Origin of the sequence: Streptomyces sp. NPDC050549 (genome assembly GCF_040655035.1) — a bacterium.
Lineage (GTDB): Bacteria > Actinomycetota > Actinomycetes > Streptomycetales > Streptomycetaceae > Streptomyces.
In genome coordinates this window covers 198206-219838 of record NZ_JBFAJD010000011.1, presented here as the reverse complement: position 1 = coordinate 219838, position 21633 = coordinate 198206, and the positions used below count along the sequence as shown (strand labels likewise).

Annotated in this window: 22 protein-coding genes; 12 read left to right on the top strand and 10 right to left on the bottom strand. The window is 70.4% G+C overall.

Going from position 1 to position 21633, the window contains the following annotated elements; genetic code table 11:
• Positions 1-85 precede the first annotated feature (85 nt).
• Together AB0I51_RS18960 and AB0I51_RS18955 are read left to right on the top strand one after the other, a co-directional pair.
• Complete coding sequence (locus tag AB0I51_RS18960) at positions 86-505, top strand: YciI family protein (protein WP_362976454.1); 420 nt, start codon at positions 86-88, stop codon at positions 503-505.
• Entirely contained in the window at positions 502-1647 is a 1146-nt protein-coding gene (locus tag AB0I51_RS18955; protein WP_362976452.1) for a DUF6596 domain-containing protein, read from the top strand. The genes AB0I51_RS18960 and AB0I51_RS18955 overlap by 4 nt, the downstream gene beginning before the upstream one ends.
• Before the next feature lie 7 nt (positions 1648-1654).
• On the opposite strand, the gene cynS is transcribed toward AB0I51_RS18955, so the two are convergent.
• The 3 genes from cynS to AB0I51_RS18940 form a co-directional block, all read right to left on the bottom strand.
• Positions 1655-2101 (bottom strand): cyanase, encoded by a 447-nt coding sequence (gene cynS / locus AB0I51_RS18950; protein WP_362976450.1) that lies wholly within the window; start codon positions 2099-2101, stop codon positions 1655-1657.
• Positions 2102-2183: 82 nt separating this feature from the next.
• A complete protein-coding gene (locus AB0I51_RS18945) occupies positions 2184-2909 on the bottom strand; it encodes a class I SAM-dependent methyltransferase (RefSeq protein WP_362976448.1) in 726 nt (241 codons plus the stop codon).
• A 5-nt stretch (positions 2910-2914) separates the two neighbouring features.
• A complete protein-coding gene (locus tag AB0I51_RS18940; RefSeq protein WP_362976446.1) occupies positions 2915-3478 on the bottom strand; it encodes a PadR family transcriptional regulator in 564 nt (187 codons plus the stop codon).
• 70 nt (positions 3479-3548) lie between these two features.
• Here AB0I51_RS18940 and AB0I51_RS18935 point away from each other — a divergent pair, with 70 nt between their 5' ends.
• Positions 3549-3947: a nuclear transport factor 2 family protein gene (locus AB0I51_RS18935; RefSeq protein WP_362976444.1), complete on the top strand. Its 399-nt coding sequence runs from the start codon at positions 3549-3551 to the stop codon at positions 3945-3947.
• 21 nt (positions 3948-3968) lie between these two features.
• On the opposite strand, the gene AB0I51_RS18930 is transcribed toward AB0I51_RS18935, so the two are convergent.
• From AB0I51_RS18930 to AB0I51_RS18910, 5 genes are all read right to left on the bottom strand, one after another.
• Positions 3969-5879, bottom strand: a complete 1911-nt coding sequence (locus AB0I51_RS18930; RefSeq protein WP_362976442.1) for a hypothetical protein — start codon at positions 5877-5879, stop codon at positions 3969-3971.
• A gap of 297 nt (positions 5880-6176) precedes the next feature.
• Entirely contained in the window at positions 6177-6965 is a 789-nt protein-coding gene (locus AB0I51_RS18925; RefSeq protein ID WP_362976440.1) for an SDR family NAD(P)-dependent oxidoreductase, read from the bottom strand.
• Positions 6962-8263 (bottom strand): histidinol dehydrogenase, encoded by a 1302-nt coding sequence (gene hisD, locus AB0I51_RS18920; protein ID WP_362976530.1) that lies wholly within the window; start codon positions 8261-8263, stop codon positions 6962-6964. The genes AB0I51_RS18925 and hisD overlap by 4 nt, the downstream gene beginning before the upstream one ends.
• A 36-nt stretch (positions 8264-8299) precedes the next feature.
• Entirely contained in the window at positions 8300-9235 is a 936-nt protein-coding gene (locus AB0I51_RS18915) for a VOC family protein (protein ID WP_362976438.1), read from the bottom strand.
• A complete protein-coding gene (locus tag AB0I51_RS18910) occupies positions 9232-10197 on the bottom strand; it encodes a fumarylacetoacetate hydrolase family protein (protein WP_362976436.1) in 966 nt (321 codons plus the stop codon). The genes AB0I51_RS18915 and AB0I51_RS18910 overlap by 4 nt, the downstream gene beginning before the upstream one ends.
• Before the next feature lie 228 nt (positions 10198-10425).
• On the opposite strand from AB0I51_RS18910, the gene AB0I51_RS18905 reads away from it, so the two are divergent.
• From AB0I51_RS18905 to AB0I51_RS18870, 8 genes are all read left to right on the top strand, one after another.
• Entirely contained in the window at positions 10426-10731 is a 306-nt protein-coding gene (locus tag AB0I51_RS18905) for an antibiotic biosynthesis monooxygenase family protein (RefSeq protein WP_362976434.1), read from the top strand.
• A 36-nt stretch (positions 10732-10767) separates the two neighbouring features.
• Entirely contained in the window at positions 10768-11892 is a 1125-nt protein-coding gene (locus tag AB0I51_RS18900) for an FAD-dependent monooxygenase (protein WP_362976432.1), read from the top strand.
• Positions 11889-12896 carry an amidohydrolase family protein gene (locus tag AB0I51_RS18895; protein WP_362976430.1) on the top strand — a complete coding sequence of 336 codons (1008 nt, stop codon included), beginning with the start codon at positions 11889-11891 and terminating at the stop codon, positions 12894-12896. Before AB0I51_RS18900 ends, AB0I51_RS18895 begins: the two co-directional genes overlap by 4 nt.
• Positions 12893-13873: a cyclase family protein gene (locus tag AB0I51_RS18890; protein ID WP_362976428.1), complete on the top strand. Its 981-nt coding sequence runs from the start codon at positions 12893-12895 to the stop codon at positions 13871-13873. Before AB0I51_RS18895 ends, AB0I51_RS18890 begins: the two co-directional genes overlap by 4 nt.
• Positions 13874-13881: 8 nt before the next feature.
• Positions 13882-15252, top strand: a complete 1371-nt coding sequence (locus AB0I51_RS18885; protein ID WP_362976426.1) for an FAD-binding oxidoreductase — start codon at positions 13882-13884, stop codon at positions 15250-15252.
• A 3-nt stretch (positions 15253-15255) separates the two neighbouring features.
• A complete protein-coding gene (locus AB0I51_RS18880; protein WP_362976424.1) occupies positions 15256-16212 on the top strand; it encodes a fumarylacetoacetate hydrolase family protein in 957 nt (318 codons plus the stop codon).
• Positions 16213-16369: 157 nt separating this feature from the next.
• Complete coding sequence (locus AB0I51_RS18875) at positions 16370-17350, top strand: LysR family transcriptional regulator (protein ID WP_362976422.1); 981 nt, start codon at positions 16370-16372, stop codon at positions 17348-17350.
• Between the two features lie 37 nt (positions 17351-17387).
• Positions 17388-18158 carry an SDR family oxidoreductase gene (locus tag AB0I51_RS18870; RefSeq protein ID WP_362976420.1) on the top strand — a complete coding sequence of 257 codons (771 nt, stop codon included), beginning with the start codon at positions 17388-17390 and terminating at the stop codon, positions 18156-18158.
• 48 nt (positions 18159-18206) lie between these two features.
• Here the strand turns inward: AB0I51_RS18870 and AB0I51_RS18865 are convergent, their stop codons facing one another.
• Together AB0I51_RS18865 and AB0I51_RS18860 are read right to left on the bottom strand one after the other, a co-directional pair.
• Positions 18207-20006 carry an FAD-dependent oxidoreductase gene (locus AB0I51_RS18865; protein ID WP_362976418.1) on the bottom strand — a complete coding sequence of 600 codons (1800 nt, stop codon included), beginning with the start codon at positions 20004-20006 and terminating at the stop codon, positions 18207-18209.
• Positions 20007-20070: 64 nt separating this feature from the next.
• Entirely contained in the window at positions 20071-21036 is a 966-nt protein-coding gene (locus AB0I51_RS18860) for a zinc-binding alcohol dehydrogenase family protein (protein ID WP_362976416.1), read from the bottom strand.
• Positions 21037-21147: 111 nt separating this feature from the next.
• Between AB0I51_RS18860 and AB0I51_RS18855 the strand changes: the two genes are divergently transcribed.
• Entirely contained in the window at positions 21148-21630 is a 483-nt protein-coding gene (locus tag AB0I51_RS18855) for a MarR family transcriptional regulator (RefSeq protein ID WP_362976414.1), read from the top strand.
• Positions 21631-21633 lie beyond the last annotated feature (3 nt).

Here is a 21633-nt window from a genome sequence, read left to right as displayed (position 1 = left end):
CGGTGATGTCGAGAACCCGCGCCCGGCTCCGTCCCCGAGGTGAACGCGACCACAATGGGTCGCACCAGCACCGAGGAGAACGACCATGGCCAAGTACCTGCTGCTGAAGCACTACCGCGGCGCGCCCGCAGCCGTGAACGACGTCCCCATGGACCAGTGGACGCCCGAGGAGATCACGGCCCACGTGCAGTACATGAACGACTTCGCGGCCGGGCTGGAGAAGACCGGCGAGTACGTGGACAGCCAGGCACTCTCGCCCGAGGGGACGTTCGTCCGCTACGACGGTGAGGGGCGCCCGCCGGTCACCGACGGCCCGTTCGCCGAGACCAAGGACGTCATCGCCGGCTGGATGGTGATCGACGTCGACAGCTACGAACGCGCCGTGGAACTGGCCGGTGAGCTGTCGGCCGCACCCGGGGCCGGCGGCAGGCCGATCCACGAGTGGCTGGAACTGCGCCCGTTCCTGGGCGTGCACTCCACCACCACGGACTGCACCTTCAAGTGAACGAAGTCCTGCTGAGAAGCCTCACGCCGAGCGTGCTCGGGATCCTCGTCCGCCGCGGAGCCGACTTCGCGGCGGCCGAGGACGCCGTACAGGACGCGCTCGTCGAGGCGGTCCGGGTGTGGCCGGACGATCCGCCGCGCGACCCGAAGGGGTGGCTCGTCACGGTGGCCTGGCGGCGGTTCCTCGACGCGACGCGCGCGGACACGGCCCGCCGCAGGCGCGAGGACCTCGTGGACGAGGAGCCGCCGCCCGGCCCCGCGCCCGCGACGGACGACACGCTCCAGCTCTACTTCCTGTGCGCCCACCCGTCGTTGACGCCGTCGTCGGCGGTCGCGCTCACGCTGCGCGCCGTCGGCGGGCTCACCACCCGGCAGATCGCCCAGGCCTATCTGGTGCCCGAGGCGACCATGGCGCAGCGCATCAGCCGGGCCAAGCGCACCGTCTCCGGTGTGCGGTTCGACCGGCCCGGCGATGTCGCCACCGTGCTGCGCGTCCTCTACCTGGTCTTCAACGAGGGCTACTCCGGCGATGTCGACCTCGCCGCCGAGGCGATCCGGCTCACCCGGCAGGTCGCGGGCATGATCGACCACCCCGAGGTCTCGGGCCTGCTCGCCCTCATGCTGCTCCACCACGCCCGGCGCGCCGCCCGGACCGCTCCCGACGGCAGTCTGGTGCCGCTCGCCGAGCAGGACCGCGACCGGTGGGACACCACGTTGATCGCCGAGGGCGTCACGATCCTCCAACTCGCCCTCGCCCGCGACCGGTTGGGTGAGTTCCAGGCGCAGGCGGCGATCGCGGCGCTGCACGCGGACGCGCCCACCGCCGGGGAGACGGACTGGGTGCAGATCGTCGAGTGGTACGACGAACTCGTCGGCCTGACCGACAGCCCGGTGGTCCGCCTCAACCGCGCGGTGGCGGTCGGTGAGGCCGACGGCCCGCGCGCCGGCCTCGCCGCGCTCGCGGCACTCGACAACTCACTCCCCCGTCATACGGCGGTGGCGGCCTACCTCCACGAACGGGACGGCGACCTGACGGCGGCTGCCCGGCTGTACGCCGAGGCGGCGCACAAGGCCCCCAACCTCGCCGAACGCGACCACCTGACCCGCCAGGCCGCCCGGCTCAACTCCCGCAGGCGTCACTGAGCCACGATCACTCCCACTGGTACTGCAGATACTTCCCGTCGAGGGTGATGACGACCCGGTCGCCCGCGGGGTCGGGCACACGGCTGACGTCGAGGCGGAAGTTGATGGCGCTCATGATGCCGTCGCCGCACTGCTCGTGGATCAGTTCCTTGATGGTGGGGCCATAGACCTGGATGACCTCGTAGAGCCGGTAGATCGTGGGGTCCACGGGAACCGCCGCGTCCAACGCGCCGCGAGTCGGCTGGAGTTGGAAGGCGAGGGCGGCGTCCTCGCCGAGTTCGAGGAGAGCGGCGGCCGTCGTCGCCTCGTCCTTGGTCATGGGGTGCTGCCCCAGCAGGGCCGCGGTGGTCCAGGCGAGCGGCCGGCCCACGGCCTCCGCCAGTTGGGCCCATGTGACACCGGTCTTCACCTTGGCCTGGCGGACGGCTTCGGCGGCTTCACCCTTGCTGAGCATGCTCAACTCCGTTCCCGGACAGTACTCCTGGTCACCCGCCCGCTCAGCGTAGGAGATCACCCGTCCCCCGACAACGGAGCCCCTACGGCCGCCGCCGTGCCGCGACCACGCGGGCCCGGGGGCTGCCGTCGGCGCGGTACCCGAACCCGGGCAGGGCGTACAGGTCCACGTCGAATCCGATCCGCCTCAACTCCCGCTGCACGAAGCCGAGTTGGAAGTCCCGGTAGTACATGACGAAGGGCGGTCGCCAGACGGCGTTGCGGATCTTCATCACCGCGTCGAAACCGGACATCATCCAGTACGCGGGCGAGGTGGCGGGCGGCGGCGCGAGGAGGGGGAACGCGAAGCACCCGCCGGGCCGCAGCACGGAGTGGACCTGGCCGAAGAGCCCCGGCAGTTCGCGGGGCAGGAAGTGGCCGAACGCGCCGAAGCTGACCACCAGGTCGAATTCGCGCCCGAACGGCAGGGCCCGGGCATCACCGCGCACCCACGACACCCGGGGTTCGTCGCTCTTCACGCGCTCTCGCGCGACCGCGAGCATGCCCGCGCTGAAGTCGACGCCGGTGACGCTCTTCCGGCACACCGTCGTCAGCGCGTCGGCGCCCGCGCCGGTGCCGCAGCACAGGTCGAGTCCGTCGTCGAAGGGCCCGATGCTCCGCAGTGCCGAGGCCACCGCGTCGAGCACCGGGGCCGGTGTCCGGAAGGGGGTGTGGTCGAACTTGGGCGCGAGCAGGTCGTACCCGTGCTCGACGGACGACAGTGCCTGGACGGCGAGTTCACGCAGACTGGGACCTTCGGGGCTGAACATCCGGGTCAGCCTAGGGCAACCCGGTGCTTCAGGATCGCGAGAACGCGTTCGCACCAGCGCAGGTTCTCCTCCTCGAAGGTGATTCCGGCCGTCAGCGTGAGATACGGCCCGATGCGGTCGGCGTCCCGGAGGTACTCCTCCTCGGTCCGCCCGCCGAGGAGGTGGTCCCGTACCCGCTCGTAGCGGTCCAGCTTGCCGCGCGCCCACGACCTGCGTTCCTCGATCAGCTCGCGGATGACGGCGGGGTCGGTGCCGTCCATGGCCTGGATCTTGATGAGGAACTCGTCGCGGATGGCGGTGGGGCGCCTGGGCGGCTCGGCGGCGAAGGTGTCGAGGTCGCGCCGGCCGGCCTCGGTGAGCGTGAACATCCTTTTGTTGGGCCTGCGTTCCTGCTGTACGACCCGTGCCTCGATGAGTCCGTCCTGGGCGAGGCGTTCCAGTTCGCGGTAGAGCTGCTGGGGTGTCGCGGGCCAGAAGTTCGCCAGCGACACGTCGAAGGTCTTGGCCAGTTCGTAGCCCGAGGCCTCGCCTTCCAGGAGGGCCGCGAGGACCGCGTACTTGAGGGACATGTGGACACGCTAACAGCGGTTGATTAGTCTCATCCACACCTACTCAACTAATTGACTACGAGGTGAGCCGATGCGTGCGTTCCGCGAGGCGGTCGAGGCACAGGACATGGACGCCGTCGAGGCGCTGCTGGCGGAGGACGTGGTCTTCACCAGCCCGGTCGTGTTCAAGCCGTACCCCGGGAAGGCGATCACCGCGGCGATCCTGCACGCCGTCGCGCGGGTCTTCGAGGACTTCCGGTACGAGCGGGAGATCGGCGACCCGGACGGCACCGACCACGCGCTGGTGTTCCGCGCGCGGGTCGGCGACCGTGAGCTGACCGGCTGCGACTTCATCCACGTCAACGAGGAGGGTCTGATCGACGACCTGATGGTCATGGTCCGTCCGCTGTCGGGGGCGCAGGCGCTCCAGGAGGCGATGGCCGCACAGTTCGAGACCATCGCCAAGGAGGCGGCGGCGCGGATCGGCTGAGCCGCGCGCCTCCGCCACGGGTCACGCCAGGGTCAGGGTGAGCGCGCCCGTGTAGGTCCGGCCGGCCGTGATGGCCGTGGCCGTCCCGTCGACCGTCAGCGTGACCTTCTTGCCCCGGGGCGCCTTGACGGTCGCGTCGGCGGCGAGGGCGAGCCGGGTCAGGTACGAGGTGCCGGTGACCGTCCAGGTCGAGCCGCTGTTCAGCTGCACGATCGCGCCGTTGTTGACCGCGGGCTGCACGGTGTTGGTGACGATGCCCAGCTCGTAGAAGGTCGACGCGTCGATGCTGGAGACGCGGTGCCTGGCCGCCGTCGCGGAGATGACGCCCTCGACGCTCGCGCCCTCGAACGTGAGGACCATGTTCTTGCCCTTGCGCATGCCGTTGTAGAAGTCGCCCTTCAAAGCGATGGAGTTGAAGGTGGCGGCTCCGTCGGTGGTGTGCACGGCGGTCGGGTCGAAGGTGGCGTCCTTCGCCGGATCGCCGGTGGGCTCGGTGTAGACGCCGATGTTCATCATCTTGCCGTTGACCGGAACCGGGCCCGGGTCGTCCAGCTCGATCATCTGGAGGATGATCCCGTCGCGCGGGTCGAGCCGGGCACCCTGGGAGCCGTCGACGCTGATCGTGGTCTGCTGGCCCTTGTTGAGGAAGGTGGCCCGCTCGGAGTTGATCACCGTGCCGCCGTCGAGGGTGAGTTGGCCGGTGCCGAAGAACATGTAGCCGAAGTGCCCGGAGTCCACGACGGTGTTGCGCTCCTGGATCGACGCCAACTCGCCCTCGGACAGCCCGAGTTCAAGCTCGGCATTGAGGGCGGAGACGGCGGACCTGCTGCTGTCCCCGTAGTGCACGACGGCAGCCGGGCCCGCGATGATGGTCGCGTAGCTGCCGACGTCGAGCCGGGAGCCGAGCACGCGCACGGTCGCGTCGCCGATCGCGTAGGTGCCGTAGCCGTACTCCCCCGTATTGCCGAAGTGGCTGTTGATCGCGGTCAGTTTGAGCCCGCTGCCGCCCTCCACGGACAGGGCGCCCCAAGTCTCCGAGAAGACGGTGGAGTTGAGATAGGTGGCCTTGCTGTTCCTGCCGATCAGGTTGGTGGCGCGGACGTTGCCGTCGAGGCCGAGCATCCAGGGCACGGACTCCATGTACGGGGTTTCCACGGTGGCCTGGTAGTCGGCGGGCAGTACACCGTTGCGGGCACGGAGGACGGAGTCCTTGACGATGACGTTGGCGCCGTCGTCGGCGATGACGGCGGTGCGGACGACTCCCCTGTTGTCGATCCGGGCGCCGTCCACGACGAGCGTGGTCGAGGAACCGTTGCCGACGACCGCCGCGCCGTAGCCAGCGAAGTCGCAACGGCCGTTGCCCGTAAGGGAGATGGTGGGCCGGTCGAGCGTGTAGGTGGCGTCCTGGACGTACACGCCGTCGAAGCACTCGCCGGTCGAGGTGATCGACACGTTCCTGGCGTAGGCGTCGGTGAGCCTGCCGCCGAGGACGGCCGCGAGGACGGACTTGTCCTTCACCACGCCGTCGCCGTCGACGTACACGGCCTGCCGGAAGGGGAAGGTGAGCGTCTCGTACGTCACCTCGTTGGCCGCGGCGACGGTCAGGACGACGTCGCCCCGGTAGGTGCCGGCCTGGATCAGGGTGGCCGTGGCGCCGGTGGCGGTGAGCAGCTGGCCGGTCTCCACGCCGTCGACGGTCAGCGAGAGGCTGAAGCCGTCAGGGGCGACGATCTTCCCGCCGGACGCGATGGTCAGCTCGCTCACGCGGGTGGTCGCGGAGACCGTGTACGTCTCACCGGGTCCGACCGAGATCCGCGTGCCCGAAGCCTTCTCGGCCGTCGGCGCGGCGGTGGCGGAGACCGCGGGCACCAGTACGGCTCCGGCCGTGGCGGTACCGGCGATCAGGACCGAGCGTCGGGTGATCAGCGTCATTGCTTGCCTTCCCAGGGATCGATGCGCCGTTGCGCAGTGTGACCGGCCGGCCGTCGAACGCGGGATGCGGACGGACCCGGCGGAGGCACCGAAGGTGCGCACGAGGGAGTGAAGCAGCCATGAGAACCAGGGAACAGGCGGGCGGCACACACATATGGGAGCCCGATGCCTCGGATCACGCCGACCATTTCATGGCGGTCACACAGAGTTGTCATAGCGGTATGTGGACTGCGCACACGACGGTGAGGCGGACGGCTCGCCGGCCGTCCACCTCACCGTTTCCCGCACGCTGTTCGGCTACGCCGGGGCGATCATCCCCGCCGACAGGTCGATGTCGGCCCCGCACAGGCCGGGCATCGCGAGCATGGCCACGAGTGCCTGCGCGACCTCGTGCTCCTCGACGAGCCGGCCGAGGGCGGCACGGGAGGCGAAGTCGCGCTCGGCCTCGGCGGCCGTGCAGCCGGTGAGTTCCGCGGTGAGCCTGAAGTTGCGGTCCATGCGCGGGCCCCGAACCGGGCCGGGGGAAAGGGAGTTGACGGCGATCCCCTGCGGTCCGACCTCCCCGGCAAGGGTCCGGGTCAGGCCGAGCAGCGCCATCTTGGAGGCGGTGTACGGGGTGCGGTTGAGCAGCGGGCGTTTGCCGCTGACGGAGGCCACGTTGACGATGTCGCCGCGTCCGGCCGCGAGCATCGGCGGCAGGAAGGCGCGGCACATCAGATAGACGCCCCGGACGTTCGCGGCGAACACGTCGTCCCACTCGTCCGGCTCGATGTCGACGAGGGGCCGGACGGGGCCCGCGACTCCGGCGTTGTTCACGAGCAACGACACGTCCTCGTCGGCGAGTTGGGCGCCCAGGGCGCCGACAGCGGAAGGGTCGGAGACATCGCACACGGCCGCACGGGCCTGGCCGCCGTCCTTGACCAGGTGCGCGGCCGCCGCCGCCAGCGCGGCCTCGTTGCGCCCGACCAGTACCACCCGGGCACCGGCTTCCCCGAGGGCCCGTGCGAAGGCACGCCCCAGCGGTCCGCCGCCGCCGGTGATCAGCGCCGTACGACCGTCCAGGGCCCTGCGGTGTTCCGAGGTCACGGGGTGTTCCAGGGCAGTTCGTCGCCCGCGGCCTTCGCGGCGCGTACGTCACCGGAGCGCGCGTGTCCCTCGAACAGCTCGATGCGGGCCGCCCGTCCGCACAGCCGGCCCAGCAGCGCCCGGGAGTCGGTGTCGGTGACCTCCTGGTAGGTCACGGTCTTGAGGTACTTCCCCACCCACAGGCCGCCGGTGTAGCGCGCGGCACCGCGTGTCGGCAGCACATGGTTCGTGCCGATGACCTTGTCGCCGAACGACACGCAGGTGCCCTCGCCGAGGAACAGGGCGCCGTACTGGGTCATGCGCTCCAGTGCGAGGCGGGGTTCGGCGGTCAGCACCTCCACGTGCTCGAAGGCGAACTCGTCGGCGAGGGCGTACAGGTCGTCGAGCGTGTCGACGACGTGGACCTGGCCGTGGTCGCGCCAGGCGGGCCCTGCGAAGTCGCGGGTGGGCATGCCGGGCAGGAGGCGCTCCACCTCGGCGACGGTCTGCTCGGCGACCTCGCGGGAGGTGGTGATGAGGACGGCCGGGGAGTCCGGGCCGTGCTCGGCCTGGGAGAGCAGGTCGACGGCGCACACGAAGGGGTCGGCCTGTTCGTCGGCGAGGACGAGGATCTCGGTCGGCCCGGCGAACAGGTCGATGCCGATCTCCCCGAAGAGCTGCCGTTTGGCCTCGGCGACATAGGCGTTGCCGGGTCCGGCGATGAGGTTCACCGGCCGCATCGTGTCCGTCCCGACGGCCATGGCTGCCACCGCCTGTACTCCGCCGAGCAGCCAGATCTCGTCGGCGCCTGCGAGGTGCATGGCGGCGACGGTGGCGGCCGGGATCTCGCCGTGGATGGGTGGCGTGCAGGCGACGACCCGGGGCACACCCGCGACCTTGGCGGTGACGATGGTCATGTGGGCGGAGGCGGTGAGCGGGTAGCGCCCACCGGGGATGTAGGCGCCCGCCGCCTGCACGGGGATGTGCTTCTGGCCGAGGCGCACACCCGGGAGGGTCTCGACCTCGAACTCCCGCAGGGAGTCGAGCTGGTGGCGGGCGAAGGTACGCACCTGGTCCTGGACGAAGCGGATGTCGTCGATGACCTGCTGCGGCACCGACGCGACGATCTTCTCGACCTCCTCGTCGGACAGCCGGAAGGAGTCGGGGCTCCACTTGTCGAACTTCTCGGAGCAGGCGCGCACGGCGGCGTCGCCGCGCTGACGGATGTCCTCGATGACGCCGGTCACGGTCTCCCGCACCTGGTCGAGGGAGGCGGTCACCTCCGACTTGGGCACGGCGTGCTTCAGGATCGTTGCCACAACTGCGGCCTTTCTCATGCGGGTTGGGTGTTCTGCTCAGACCGGCGGCGCTACGAAGAGCACGTCGGGGTCGTTGAACTGCTCCTTGGCGACCGACTCGCTCATCGGGTCGGCGGTACCCCACTGGTCCTGGGTGACCGGGTCGTCGACGTCATGGCGGCCCGGGTGCCACAAGTCCTCTTCGAGGACGGCGAGTTCGGTCGTGTACTCGACGGTGTTGCCGTGCGGGTCGTGGAAGTAGGAGAAGGTGTTGTCACCGGCGAGATGCCTGCCGGGCCCCCAGGTCAGCCGGGTCCCCGCGCGCAGTGCCCGCCCGGTGCCCCGCATGTACTCCTCGACCCCGCGCATCTCGAACGAGGCGTGGTGCAGGGAGGCATGGGGTCCCCGGGCGATGGCGAACGAGTGGTGGAGCGGGCTGCACCGCAGGAAGTACATGAGGTCGCCCATGTGCGTGGAGTACAGGGTGTCGGTGAGCCGGAACCCGAGGTGCTGGACGTAGAAGTTCCGCAGGGCTTCCGGATTCTGGGAGTTGACCACGCAGTGCGAGAGCCGGACGGGGATCGCCTCGCGCTCCTCGATCCTGCGGTGGGTGCGGGTGGCGACGTCGGCGGAGACCTCGACCACCCGTCCGTCCGGGTCGAAGAACCGGAAACCGTAGCCACCGCCCGGGGTGTCCAAGGCGTTTGGTTCGCCGAGGAGTTGGACTCCGGCCCGCCCGAGCCGCCCGTGCAGCTCGTCCACGGCGGCGGCCGAGACGGCCCCGAAGGCGACCAGGTCCATCCGCTTCCGCTCGTCCTCGCGGATACGGACGATGTACTGCTCGGGGCTGCCTTCTGCGGCGAAGAAGGCGACACCGCTGTCGCCTGCGACCTCCGTCAGGCCCCAGGTGGTGCCGTAGAAGGCGCGCTGGCGGGCGAAGTCCGGTACGGCCAGGTCGACATGGCGCAGATGGGTGATGGGCTGGAAGGTCACTGTCCGCTCCTGACGGTGTTGCGCTGGTGGCCGAGGCCGGTGATCTCCGACTCGACGACGTCGCCGGGCTTCAGGAAGACGCCCCAGTGCGCGCCGTTGCCGGCCGGGGAGCCGGTGAGCAGCAGGTCGCCGGGGCGCAGGGTGGCGGTCGTGGAGACGTACGCGATGAGCTTCGGGATGTCGAAGATCATGTCCTTGGTCGACTCGTCCTGGCGGACAACTCCGTTGTGGCGCAGGGTGATCCGCAGGTCCCCGGGGTCTCCGACGAAGGCGGCAGGTACCAGGAAGGGCCCGGTGGGCAGGAAGGTGTCGGCGTTCTTGGCGGTGAACCAGTCGGTGCCGATGGCCTTGAGGTCGGGCCGGTAGAGGCGGTCACGGGTGGTGAGGTCGTTCGAGATGGTGTATCCGGCGACGTACTCCATCGCCTCCTCGGCAGGGATGTTCTTGCCCGGCTTCCCTATGACGAGGGCGAGTTCGAGTTCCCAGTCGTGCTGTTCGCCGAGCGCGGGGAGCACGATGTCGTCGTAGGGGCCGCTGATCGCCCGCGGGGAGCCGAGGAAGACGTACGGCACTCCGTTGCGGGATCGTTCGTCCATCATCAACTCGGCGTCGGCGCGGGCCTCTTCGGGCGTGGCGCCGTGCACGCTCTCCTTCTCGGCGGCGACCAGGTCGACCACGTGCTTGCGGTAGTTGGCGCCGCTCTGCAGGATCTGGCCGGGCTCGACCGGGGTCAGGACGCGCAGCGCCGCCAGGTCGTGCCAGACGCCTTCGGAGGACCGGGCGAGGCCGCCGAGCCGGGGCAGCCAGTCGTCCCAGTCCTCGACGAGGGCCCGGACGGAGGGCACGAGGTCGGAGAGATCGCGCACTCGGGAACCGGTGACCAGGCCGGGGAAGACCGCCGCACCGGAGGCGAACGTACCCAGTGCGAAGGGTCCGGCATGGGTGGGCTGTGGATCGGGCACGGCGCTCTCCTCGTACGGGTGGGGGCTCGCCCTCGACGCTAGGCAGCCCGGGCACCCGGCGGAAATGGCGATCCGCGATGCCTGCCATCACCAGCCGCGCAGGCCCCCAACTGCGGCTCCATCGCCGTACGGGATGCATGACGTCCCCCTTGCCGATGCCTCGATCCGTTGACCGTGGATCGACCGCCCACGCAGGCTCGGAGCACCCACTTTCCCGAGGAGAAGAACGTGATAGTCGAGCATGCCGAGCTGACCGTCGAGACGGGTCGGGAGCGGGAGTTCGCGGAGGTGTTCGGCAAGGCCCGTGAGGTGCTGGCCGAGGCGGCCGGGTTCCGCTGGGCCGAGTTGCTGCGCGGCGTCGAACGGCCGGGAGTCTTCCTGCTGCTGGTCGGCTGGGACTCGGTCGAGGCACACATGGTCGGCTTCCGGGAGTCCGAGGCCTTCGCGCGCTGGCGGGCCCTGGTCGGACCGTTCTTCACCGAGCCGCCGGCCGTCGAGCACTTCCGTGAACTCGGCGTCCGCTTCTCCCGATGACCCCCACTCCGCTGTCTACGTTCGCAAGGATCGCCCATGCCCGTACAGAAGGTGCTCGTCGTCGGCGGCGGCATCACCGGTAGCGTGCTGTGTCTCGCGCTCGCCCAGCGGGGCGCCGAGGTGGAGCTCGTCGAGATCTCTCCGCAGTGGTTCGGTGTGGGCCATGGCATCACCGTCCAGGGCAACGCGCTCAAGGCGCTGCGTTCCGTGGGCGTCCTGGACCGGGTGCTGGCCCGGGCGGTGCCGTTCGACATCATGCGGCTGCGTACGGCCGACGGCGGTCTGATCACCGAGTTGAGCACCCCGCACACCGGCGGGCCCGAACTGCCTTCCACGGCGGGCGCGTTGCGCTCGGATCTGCAGGACGCGCTGTGCGACGCGGTGCGCGGGCACGGGGTGCGGGTGCGTCTCGGACTGAGCGTGGAGCGGCTCGACCGGTCGCCCGCCCATGTGGACGTGGCCTTCACCGACGGTTCGACCGGCCGCTACGACCTCGTCGTGGGCGCCGACGGCATCAACTCGTCGATGCGTGCCCTGATCGGCATCGACGCCAAGCCCAGCCCCGTCGGCATGTCGATCTTCCGGGTCGTCGCGGAGCGCCCGGCCGAGATGGACTGCGCCGAGGTGTACTATGGCGGGCCCCGCTTCAAGGCCGGCTACAGCCCGATCTCGCCGGACCGGTGCTACGCCTACCTCCTCGACGAGAACCTCGACACCTCGCTCATCGGCCCACGCGCCCCGCTCTCCCTGCTGCGCGAACGCGGCGCCGGGTACGGCGGGACCTGGGGGAAGATCCTCGCCGCGCTGCCCGACGACACGGCGGTCGACTACCGCTGGATCGAGGCGATCCTCGTCGACGAGCCCTGGCACCGGGGCCGTGCGATGGTCATCGGCGACGCCGCGCACGCCTGTCCCCCGCTGATCGCGCAGGGCGCGGCGATGTGCATGGAGGACGCGGTGCTGCTGGCGGAGCTGGTGACGGCGGACGAGCCTATGGAGAAGGCCCTGGACCGCTTCATGGCCCGGCGGCTCCCCCGGGTGCGGATGGTCCTGGAGAATTCCCTGCGGCTCGCCGACTGGGAGATCCACCCGGGAACGCCGGGCGCCGACCCGGCCCGCATCATGTCGGAGACGCTCGACAACCTGACGGCGGCGGCGTGACCGGCTCGCCCGTGGTCGACTTCCACGGCCACCTCGCCGTCCCCGCCGCCGACGCCCTGGTCGCGGCCACCCCGGGTCTCGCCGCCGAGCTGACCGCCGAGCAGCGCGCCCACTCCCCCGCGTCCCTGGCTGTCAACCGCGCCCAACTCCGGCGCCTGGCGACAAAGTTGACGGACGTCACCACCCGTCTCGCCGACCTGAACGCGATGGGCGTCGACATCCAGGTGGTCGGCCCGATGCCGATGCACCACTACTGGGCGGACCAGGACCTCGCGATCCGGCTCGCCCGTACCGTCAACGCGGTCGTGGCCGACCACTGCGCCACCGCGCCGGACCGACTGTTCGGCCTGGGCACCGTCCCGCTCCAACACCCGGACCTGGCGGTCGCGTTGCTGGACCAGGCGGTCAACGTCCATGGCCTGTACGGCATCAGCGTCTCCACGACGGTCGACGGCCGCGAACTGGCCGACCCCGCACACGACACGGTGTGGCAGCGGGCCGAGGAACTGGGCGCGGTCGTGTTCATCCACCCCTGGGGCTGCTCCCTCGGCGAACGCCTGGCGACCGGCTACCTGGGAAACACGGTCGGTCAGCCCGTCGAGACGACCGTCGCCCTCTCGCATCTCATCTTCACCGGTGTCCTCGACCGCTTCCCGCGCCTGAAGCTGGTGGCGGCGCACGGCGGCGGCTATCTGCCGACGTACATCGGACGCTCGGACCACGCCTGGCGGGTACGCGAAGACGCCCGCGGCTGCGCCGAGTTGCCCAGCTCCTATCTGCGGCGGATGTGGTTCGACGCGCTGGTGTACACCCCCCGCGCGCTGCGCCGGCTCGTCGAGGAGGTGGGCGCGGACCGGGTGGTGCTCGGTACCGACCATCCCTTCGACATGGGTGTCGACGACCCGGTGGCGCGCCTCGACGCGGCCGGTCTCGCCCCTGCCGACCGGGCCGCGATCGCCGGGGGCAACGCTCTCGACCTGCTGTTGAAAGGACACACCCGATGACGACCCGCCCCATCCTCGGCCCGATCGAGGAAGAGCTCGCCAAGGCCCGTTCCGCCTACCGCAATTGGGGCCGCTGGGGTGAGGACGACGTACTCGGCACCCTGAACTTCATCGACGACGCGATCCGTGCCCACGCGGTGGGCCTGGTGCGGCGCGGGCGGTCCTTCTCACTGGCCCAGGAGTTCAACGAGTCGGGCCCGCAGCGCGGTTTCCGCGGCCGTATCAACCCGGTGCACTACATGAAGGACACCGGCTCCGACGCGGCGGCCGGCACCCAGGGTTTCCCGCACGGCTTCGGCGGCGCCGACGACCACGTCGTGATGCCCTTGCAGGCCTCCACACAGTGGGACGGCCTCGGCCACATCTACGACAACAAGCAGGCGTGGAACGGCCGTCCGTGCACCATCGTCAACGGCGACGGCGACTCGGTCACCGGCATCGAGCACATGAAGGACGCCTTCACCAGCCGCGGGGTCCTGCTCGACGTGGGCCGCGCGGTCGGCGACGAGCACGGTGAACTCCCGGACGGATTCCCCATCCTGGAGGAGCACCTGCGGGCCACGATCGAGGCGCAGGGCGCGACGAGTTCGGTCCGGCGCGGCGATCTGGTCCTCATCCGCACCGGGCAACTGGGCCGCGTACGACGGCTCGGCGCGTGGGGCGGTTACGCCGCCGGTGACGCGCCCGGCCTCTCCTTCACCACCCTCGGCTGGCTGCACCGCACCGAGATCGCGGCGATCGCCTCCGACACCTGGGGACTTGAGGTGCGGCCGTACGAGTTCCCGCAGCCCGCGATGTCCCCGCTGCACCAGATAGCGATCCCCAACATGGGCCTCCCGCTGGGCGAGATGTGGGACCTGGAGGCACTGGCCGAGGACTGCGCGGCGGACGGCGTCTTCGAGTTCCTGCTGGTCGCCGCACCGCTGCCGGTGACCGGCGCGGTGGGCGCCCCCGTCAATCCGATCGCGATCAAGTGAGTACGCGCGTGAACCTGAACCGATTCTCGGGCACCCTCCACCTCCCCGACGACGAGGACTTCGAGGCGGCCTGCTTCGGTCGGGTCTTCAACGCCCGCCGTCCGTCGGACCGTTCACCAGCCGCCGTCCTGATGGCCGAGTCGGAGCAGGACGTCGTGGAGGGGGTACGACTGGCTCTGGAGCGGGGCTGGCAGGTGGCCGTCCGTGCCGGCGGGCACAGCTGGGCCGCCTGGTCGGTGCGCGAGGACGCGCTGCTGATCGATCTCGGGGGCTTCCGCGAGATGGCGTACGACCCGGGGACCGGGATCGTGACGGCGACGCCCAGCGTCAAAGGGGGCGACGAACTCAACCCGTATCTCGGCGAGTTCGGCCGCTTCTTCAACGGCGGGCACTGTCCCTCCGTCGGCATCGGCGGCTTTCTGCTCCAGGGTGGGCAGGGCTGGAACGCGCGAGGCTGGGGCTGGGCGGCGGAGAACCTCGTGGCGATCGATGTCGTCACCGCCGAGGGCGAGTTGGTGCGCGCGGACGAGACCCGGCACAGCGACCTGTTCTGGGCGGCGCGCGGCGCGGGCCCGGGCTTCTTCGGCGTCGTCACCCGCTTCCACCTCCGCACGCGCCCTCTGCCGAGGCATCTCGGGCACACCGTGCACGCGTATCCGCTCGGCCTGTTCGACGAGGTCATGACCTGGCTGCACGGCATGCACCACACGGTCTCGGACCTGGTGGAGATCGTCGCGCTCACGCAGACACCGCCCGACCTGGACGAACCGGTGCTGCTGGTCACGGGCGTGTCGATGACCGACACCGCCGAGGAGGCCGCCGAGGCGCTGGCGCCGCTGCACGCCAACCCGTACGCGGACCGCGCCCTGTTCCGCGTGGAGGCCCAACAGACCACGCTCGCCGAACAGTTGGCGGGTCAGCGCGCCGCCAACCCCGAGGGTCACCGCTATCTGGTCGACAACGCCTGGCTGACCGGCCCGGCCGAGAAGGTCGTACCGGCGATCCGCAAGGCGTTCACCGAGCAGCCCACCCGGCGGACCTTCACCATCTGGTTCTCCATGGCACCACTGCGCGAACTCCCCGACATGGCCTTCTCGTTGCAGTCGGAGATCTACTGCGCCACCTACGTCATCCACGACGACCCTTCGCGGGATGCCGAGTTGCGCACCTGGCTGGACAGCGCGATGGCCGACATGCAGCCGGTCACGGCCGGCCAGTACCTCGGTGACTCGGACTTCACCGTGCGGCAGTTGAGGTTCATGGGCGGCGAACAGTGGCGGCGGCTGCGGGAGATCAGGGCCGCCTACGACCCCAAGGGGCTCTTCGCGGGACATCTCAGCGCGGGGACCGTCACCAACACCAACCACTGGGAGCAGTGAGCGATGCGTTTCGCGACATACGAGTACGAGGGCGTGGAGCGCGCCGGGGCCGTCCGCGACGGGACCATTCATCCGCTGCCCGAAGGGGTCACCGTACTGACCCTGCTGGAGCAGGAGGTGCTGCACGCGGCCGGCACCGAAGCGCTGCGCCGGCCCAGTGACCTGACGGTGGATCAGGTGCGGCTGCTGCCGCCGCTGAAGCCGCCGTCCATCCGCGACTTCGTCGGTTTCGAGGCGCACATCGAGGGGGTCTCGAAGTCCCTGGACGGGCTGGAGCACGTGCCCGAGGAGTGGTACCGGGCGCCCAACTTCTACTTCACCAACCCCCATGCCGCGTACGGAGCGCACGACGACGTGCCGGTGCCCGCTGGCTGCTCGGTGCTCGACTTCGAGCTGGAGGTCGGGGTCGTCGTCGGCCGCAGCGGGCGCGATCTCACGCCGGAGCAGGCGCGCGAGCACATCGTCGGCTATCTGGTCTTCAACGACTGGTCGGCGCGCGACCTGCAGAAGCCGGAGAAGAACCTCGGGCTCGGCTTCTCCAAGGGCAAGGACTTCGCGAACACGCTGGGCCCCTGTCTGGTCACCGCCGACGAGGTCGAGGACCGGCGCGACCCGGACGGCTTCCTGGACCTGGAGATGACGGTCACCCTCAACGGGGAGCTGATCGGCCGCGACACCCTCGCCAACGTGTCCTGGACCTTCGAGGAGATGATCGCCTACGCCTCCCGCGACGCCTGGGTGCGCCCCGGGGACATCCTCGGCTCGGGCACCTGCGGCTGGGGCGCGCTGGCCGAGTTCTGGGGCCGGGTCGGCGAGCGCACCCCGCCGCCGCTCAAGCCCGGCGACGAGGTGACCCTCGCGGTGGAGCGCCTGGGCACCCTCTCCAACCGCGTGGTGCCGGGCCGCAGGGACGCATACCTGCCGCGGGCCCGCAAGCGCGGCCGGACCCCGCGGCCGTAGCCCCGCGGCGAACGCCTTCCGACCTGCACACATCCAGGGATCCGATGGCAGCTATCGGATCCCTGTGACTTGCCTCCCAGGCTCTTCCTCGGCGGGGAGGCGGTCGTTACGCTCCGGTTTCACCGAGCTTCAACGACGCGGCCGGAAGGACAGGCGCATGGGTCTGGGAGCAATCGACCTGAATCTTCTGGTGGCTCTGGAAGCCCTCCTGGAGGAGAAGAACGTCACCCACGCGGGGGTGCGGCTGTCCACCAGCCAGTCCGCGATGAGCGGCTCCCTGGCCCGGCTGCGGCGGCACTTCAACGACGAGCTGCTGGTGCGGGTGGGCCGCGAGTACGAGCTGACCCCGCTCGCGGAGCGTCTCCTGCCGGTCGTCCGGTCCTCGCTGCACAAGGCGGAGGAGGCGCTGTCGCTGACCAGGCATTTCGATCCCTCGCGCAGTCGGCAGCGGTTCTCGGTGGTGATGTCCGACTACGTCATGACCGTGTTCGTGGAGCCACTGCTGCGGGCCCTCGCGCAGGAGGCCCCGGGCATCCGCATCGATTTCCACCCGATCGTCATCGGGCAGCTGGAGACCGAGACGCATCTGCGCTGCCACGACCTGATGATCGTGCCGCTCGGCTATCAGCTGCCGGGGGTGAGCGAGGCCGTGATGCACGACCGGTTCGTGTGCCTCGTCGACCCGGACAACCCGCGGCTGGTGGACGGTCGGCTCTCGCTGCGCGACCTCGCCGAGATGCCCCATGCAGCCTGCGCCGTCGGCAAACTCACGCCCGCCGACCGGCAGTTGGAGACCCTGGGCATCACGCCCCGGGTGCAGGTGAGCACGCCCGGCTTCAACGTGCTGCCGTTCCTGGTGAGCGGCACCGACCTGGTCGCCGTGGTGCCCGAGCGGCTCGCCCGGCGTTACGAGGGATTCGCGCGCTGTGCCGTCGTACCGACGCCCTTCCCCGACGTACCGCTGGTGGAGGCCATGTACTGGCACCACAACCGGCACGCGGACCCGGCGCACCGCTGGCTGCGGGAGACGGTCCGTGAGGTGGGGGCGTCGCTGGACGACCCGACGGTGCGGGAGATCGCCGGCGCGGATGCCACCCATGCCGATCGTGCGTTTCCGGAGCTGACCCCGGCTTCCTAGCGTGGACGAGGACAGCCCGCACCCCTCGGAGGTAGTCGTGAGCCGCACGCGTCTGGCCGGTCGTACCGTCGTCGTCACCGGGGCCGCGCAGGGCCAGGGAGCCGCCGAGGTGACGGCCGCGGCCCGGGAGGGGGCGACGGTGGTCGCGACCGACGTCCTGGACGAGCCGGGCGAGAAGCTCGCCTCGTCCCTGCGCGCCGACGGGCTGGACGTCTCCTATCGGCACCTCGACGTGTCGTCCGAGGACGACTGGGCGGACCTCGCGGCCTCCCTCACGGAAGTGCACGGCCTGGTCAACAACGCGGGCATTCCCATGCGGGCGCGGCTCGGCGACGTCCAACTCGCCGACTGGAACCGGGCGTTCGCGGTGAACACCACGGGCGCCCTGCTCGGCATCCAGGCGCTCGCCCCGCTGATGCCGGCCGGATCGTCCATCGTGAACGTCGGCTCGGTCGCGGGTCTCACCGCTCATCACGCAGTCGCGTACACGACCAGCAAGTGGGCGCTGCGCGGCCTGTCGAAGGTGGCCGCGCTGGAGCTGGCCCCGCGCGGCATCCGTACGAACGTGATCCACCCCGGCTACATCGAGACCCCGCTGATGGCGTCCGCGAACCCGGTCTTCGTACAGGCCCATCTGTCGCTGACGCCCCAGGGGCGGGCGGGGACGGTGGACGAGGTGGCGCCACTGGTCGTCTATCTGCTGTCGGACGAGGCGTCGTACGTCAACGGCGCGGAGATCACCGTCGACGGCGGGTACGCGGCGCACGGCGGGGTGAAGGCGATCACGAACGCGCTCGACGCGACGTGACGGCCGGTGTCCTGGGCGGCACCGGCCGTCGTGGGTGAGGGCCGCGCGCTACTGATCGGTCCGGTCGGTGCGGAAGTTGGCGGTCAGCCGGTTGATGCTCTTCACCGCAAGTTCGGCAAAGTTCGAACGGGCGACGATGGCGGTCGTCTCGCCGTGCCGCCGGACGCTTCGCAGGTCGCGCTGGACCTGGCGCGAGAGTTGGTGGAGTTCGCGCTGGGCGGTGGCGAGGCGCTGTTCGGCGGCGGTGCGGGCCTGTCGGTGCTCCCGTCGGGTGCGGGGAGTGCCGGTGCTGTCGGAAGAGGTCTCTGTGGGCATGTCGGTGCTCGGTTCCGTGGTGGTGGGTCGCGTCGCCGCGAGGGGGCGGACGCCAACGGTGTCCAAATAGGCTTCTGCGGCGCCGAGTTCGGCGGTGTGGACCACGGCGGCGACGTATCCGTCCGGGCGGACGAGCACCCACTGCTCGGAGGCGAGTCCGTAGGCGTTCTGGACGCGGTCGCCGCTGTCGAGGATGTCGCCCCGGGTGCCGATGGTGTGGATGTGCAGGCCGGGGCGCGGCGCCGGGGCCGAGGCCTCGTCCACGTCGTGCCCCAGCAGGGTCCAGTGGGGGCCTTGGAACAGGCTGAAGAGGCGGGTGGGGAGGCCGCCCGTGCCGGTGACGGGCGCGTCGGGCGCGCGGTCGCCGGCCAGTACGCCCTTGTCGCGCCCGGGGGTGTGCAGCGACAGGGGCGAGTTCAGGTAGCCGAGGTCGAGCTGACTGACCTCGCGGCCCCGGTGGATGTCGCGGTTCTTGGCCGCTTCCAGCAGCTTCTCGGACAGGCCGAGGACGGCTTCGGCGATGGGCCGGCGTTCCTGCTCGTACGTCTCCAGCAGGGAGTCCGGGGCACCTCGGAGTACGGCGGCGAGCTTCCAGCCGAGGTTGTAGGCGTCCTGGACGCTGGTGTTGAGGCCCTGTCCGCCGGTCGGCGGGTGGCAGTGCGCCGAGTCCCCGGTCAGGAAAACGCGTCCCCGCCGGTAGGTGTCGGCCAGCCGGGCGTTCATCTGGAACGCGGAGGCCCAGGACACGGAGCGGATGAGGACGTCGTCGCGGCCGGTGCGTTCGCGGAGGAAGGCGGTGAGCCCCTCGGCCGAGAGGTCCAGGTCGACGTCGAAGGGGACGGGGGCCTGGAGCTGGAACATGTCGGTGCCGTAGAGCGGGCACATGGAGACCTGCCCGGCGGTGTCCTCGCCCCAGCGGTGCCAGGCGTCCGACGAGACGCCGTCGGCGTACACGTCGGCCACGATCGCCCGCACGCCCAGGGTCTTGCCGGGGAAGCCGATCCCGAGCGTCTTGCGGACGAAGCTCGATCCGCCGTCGGCACCGATCAAGTACCTTGCCCGTACGGCCTGTTCGCCGTCCGGGGTGGCGATCCGCGCGCTCACGCCGTCGGTGTCCTGGTCGAAACCGACGAGTTCGTGGCCGTAGTGCGGGGCGTGGCCCAGCTCGGCGAGGCGTTCGCGCAGCCGGCGCTCGGTGAGGAACTGCGGGACGAGCAAGGGTATTTGGTACGGCTCCTCCGGCGTCGGCTCCGACATCTCCACGCCGACCTGGTCGATGGGCCCGTCGGCGGTGTAGACGCGCTGGACGGGATACTCGCCGCCGGAGGCGACGATCCGGTCGATCACGCCGAGGTCCTCGAACACCTCCTGGCTGCGGGGCTGGATGCCCTTGCCCCGGGAGCCGGCGAACGGCTGCGGCGCCTTGTCGATCAGCAGGAAGGCGATGTTCCTGCGGGCGAGGTCGAGGGCGAGGGTCAGACCGGCCGCGCCGGTGCCGCAGATGATGACGTCGGTGTCCGTGGTGGGGGACATGGCTCCGAGCTCCTTCGGTAACTTCATTGATTCCAGTACGAGTTGCATGACGGCCGTGCCGGGGTCAGGGCACCAGGACGGTGCGTACGCCCGGGACCTCGGGCGCGTTCCAGGCGCTCTCGACGTCGGCGAGGGGTACCGCCTGGGCGGTGACCGCGATGCCGCCGCTCTCGATCTCCTCGACGAGGGACGGGAGTTCCTCCAGGTACGTCCTGGTCGACACGGCGCCCTGGCCGTTGCCCTGGAGCCGGAAGTTCGCCGAGCGCAGTGCCACTGACGGGAGTTCGATGGTGGGACCCGCCATGGCTCCGATCTGGATCCAGTTCAGGGCGCGGCCGCGGTCGGCACGGGCCCGCAGCACCGCCATGATCGCGTCACCGGCGGGCTTGCCCCACAAGTAGTCGATGACCAGGTCGACTTCGGCGGCCTCCTTGGCCAGCGCCGTCGCGGTGGCGTCGGCGTCGTCGGTGAGTGCGACGGTCGCGTCCGCGCCGATTCCGGGCAGGGCCGCCAGGCGGGCCCGGTCTCGTCCGGCGCCGACGACCCGCCCGGCACCGAGTCGCTTGGCGACCTGGACGGCCATCTGTCCGGCGTTGCCGGTGGCGCCGAGGATCAGCACCGACTGCCCCGCCTCGATCGGGACGCGGCGGCGCAGCGCCACCCAGGACGACATGGCCGGGTTCATCGCCGCGGCGATCTTCACGACGTCCGCGCCGTCGGGCAGCGGGATGCTGTGCCGGCTGTCGATGACGGTCCGGGTGGCCATGGGGCCGGTCAGTTCGTCGTCGGCGACGAAGTACACCAGGCGTCCGTCCGCACGCCGGCCGACCCCGTCGACTCCGGGCACCATCGGCAGCTTCCCGGTGCTGGTGTAGTGGCTGCCCGACGCGCCGGTGCGCACCCGGGGGTGCAGGCCCACGGCGAGGACGTCGACGAGCTCCTGGTCCTCGTCGGCGGGGGCGGGCAGGTCGAACGGCTCGTGGCTGGGCGGGGCGTCGAACGAGTGGACCACCGCGGCATGGACATCCATGAGAGCTCTCCTCGGCTTTGGTACGCGACACAGAAAGTACGTGAAACAGAAAGTACGTGGCGCGAATTAAAGTAGTAGGTGTCACGTACCTTTGCAAGTAGAATCCGGAACATGACGCCACCGCACGACACCCCGCCCCCGGCCACCGAGGACCTCGGCCTGGTCGACGGCCTCGCCCAGCTGTCGTTCCTGGTGCAGAGCGCCCTCGCCGAGATCGCGGCGCAGTACGACATGTCGGTCGTCCAGACCCGGATGCTCGGGATACTGCGAGACCGGGAGCCGACGATGAACCAGCTCGGCCGCCACCTCGGCCTCGACAAGTCCTCGATCACGGGCCTTGTCGACCGGGCACAGCGCCGGGGTCTGGTCACCCGTACGGCCAGTACCGTCGACCGCCGCTCGTTCCAGGTGTCGATCACCGACGCCGGCCGGCGGCTCGTGGAGCAGGTCGCCGCCCGGTTCGCCGAGCGGATCGAGAAGTGTGTCGAGCCGCTTCCCGGCACCGACCGGAAGCTGCTGTCGCGGATGGCGACACGGATCGTGACCGCCGACGCCCACGACCGTGGCATCGACCTGCGCACCGATCCCCGCTGACCG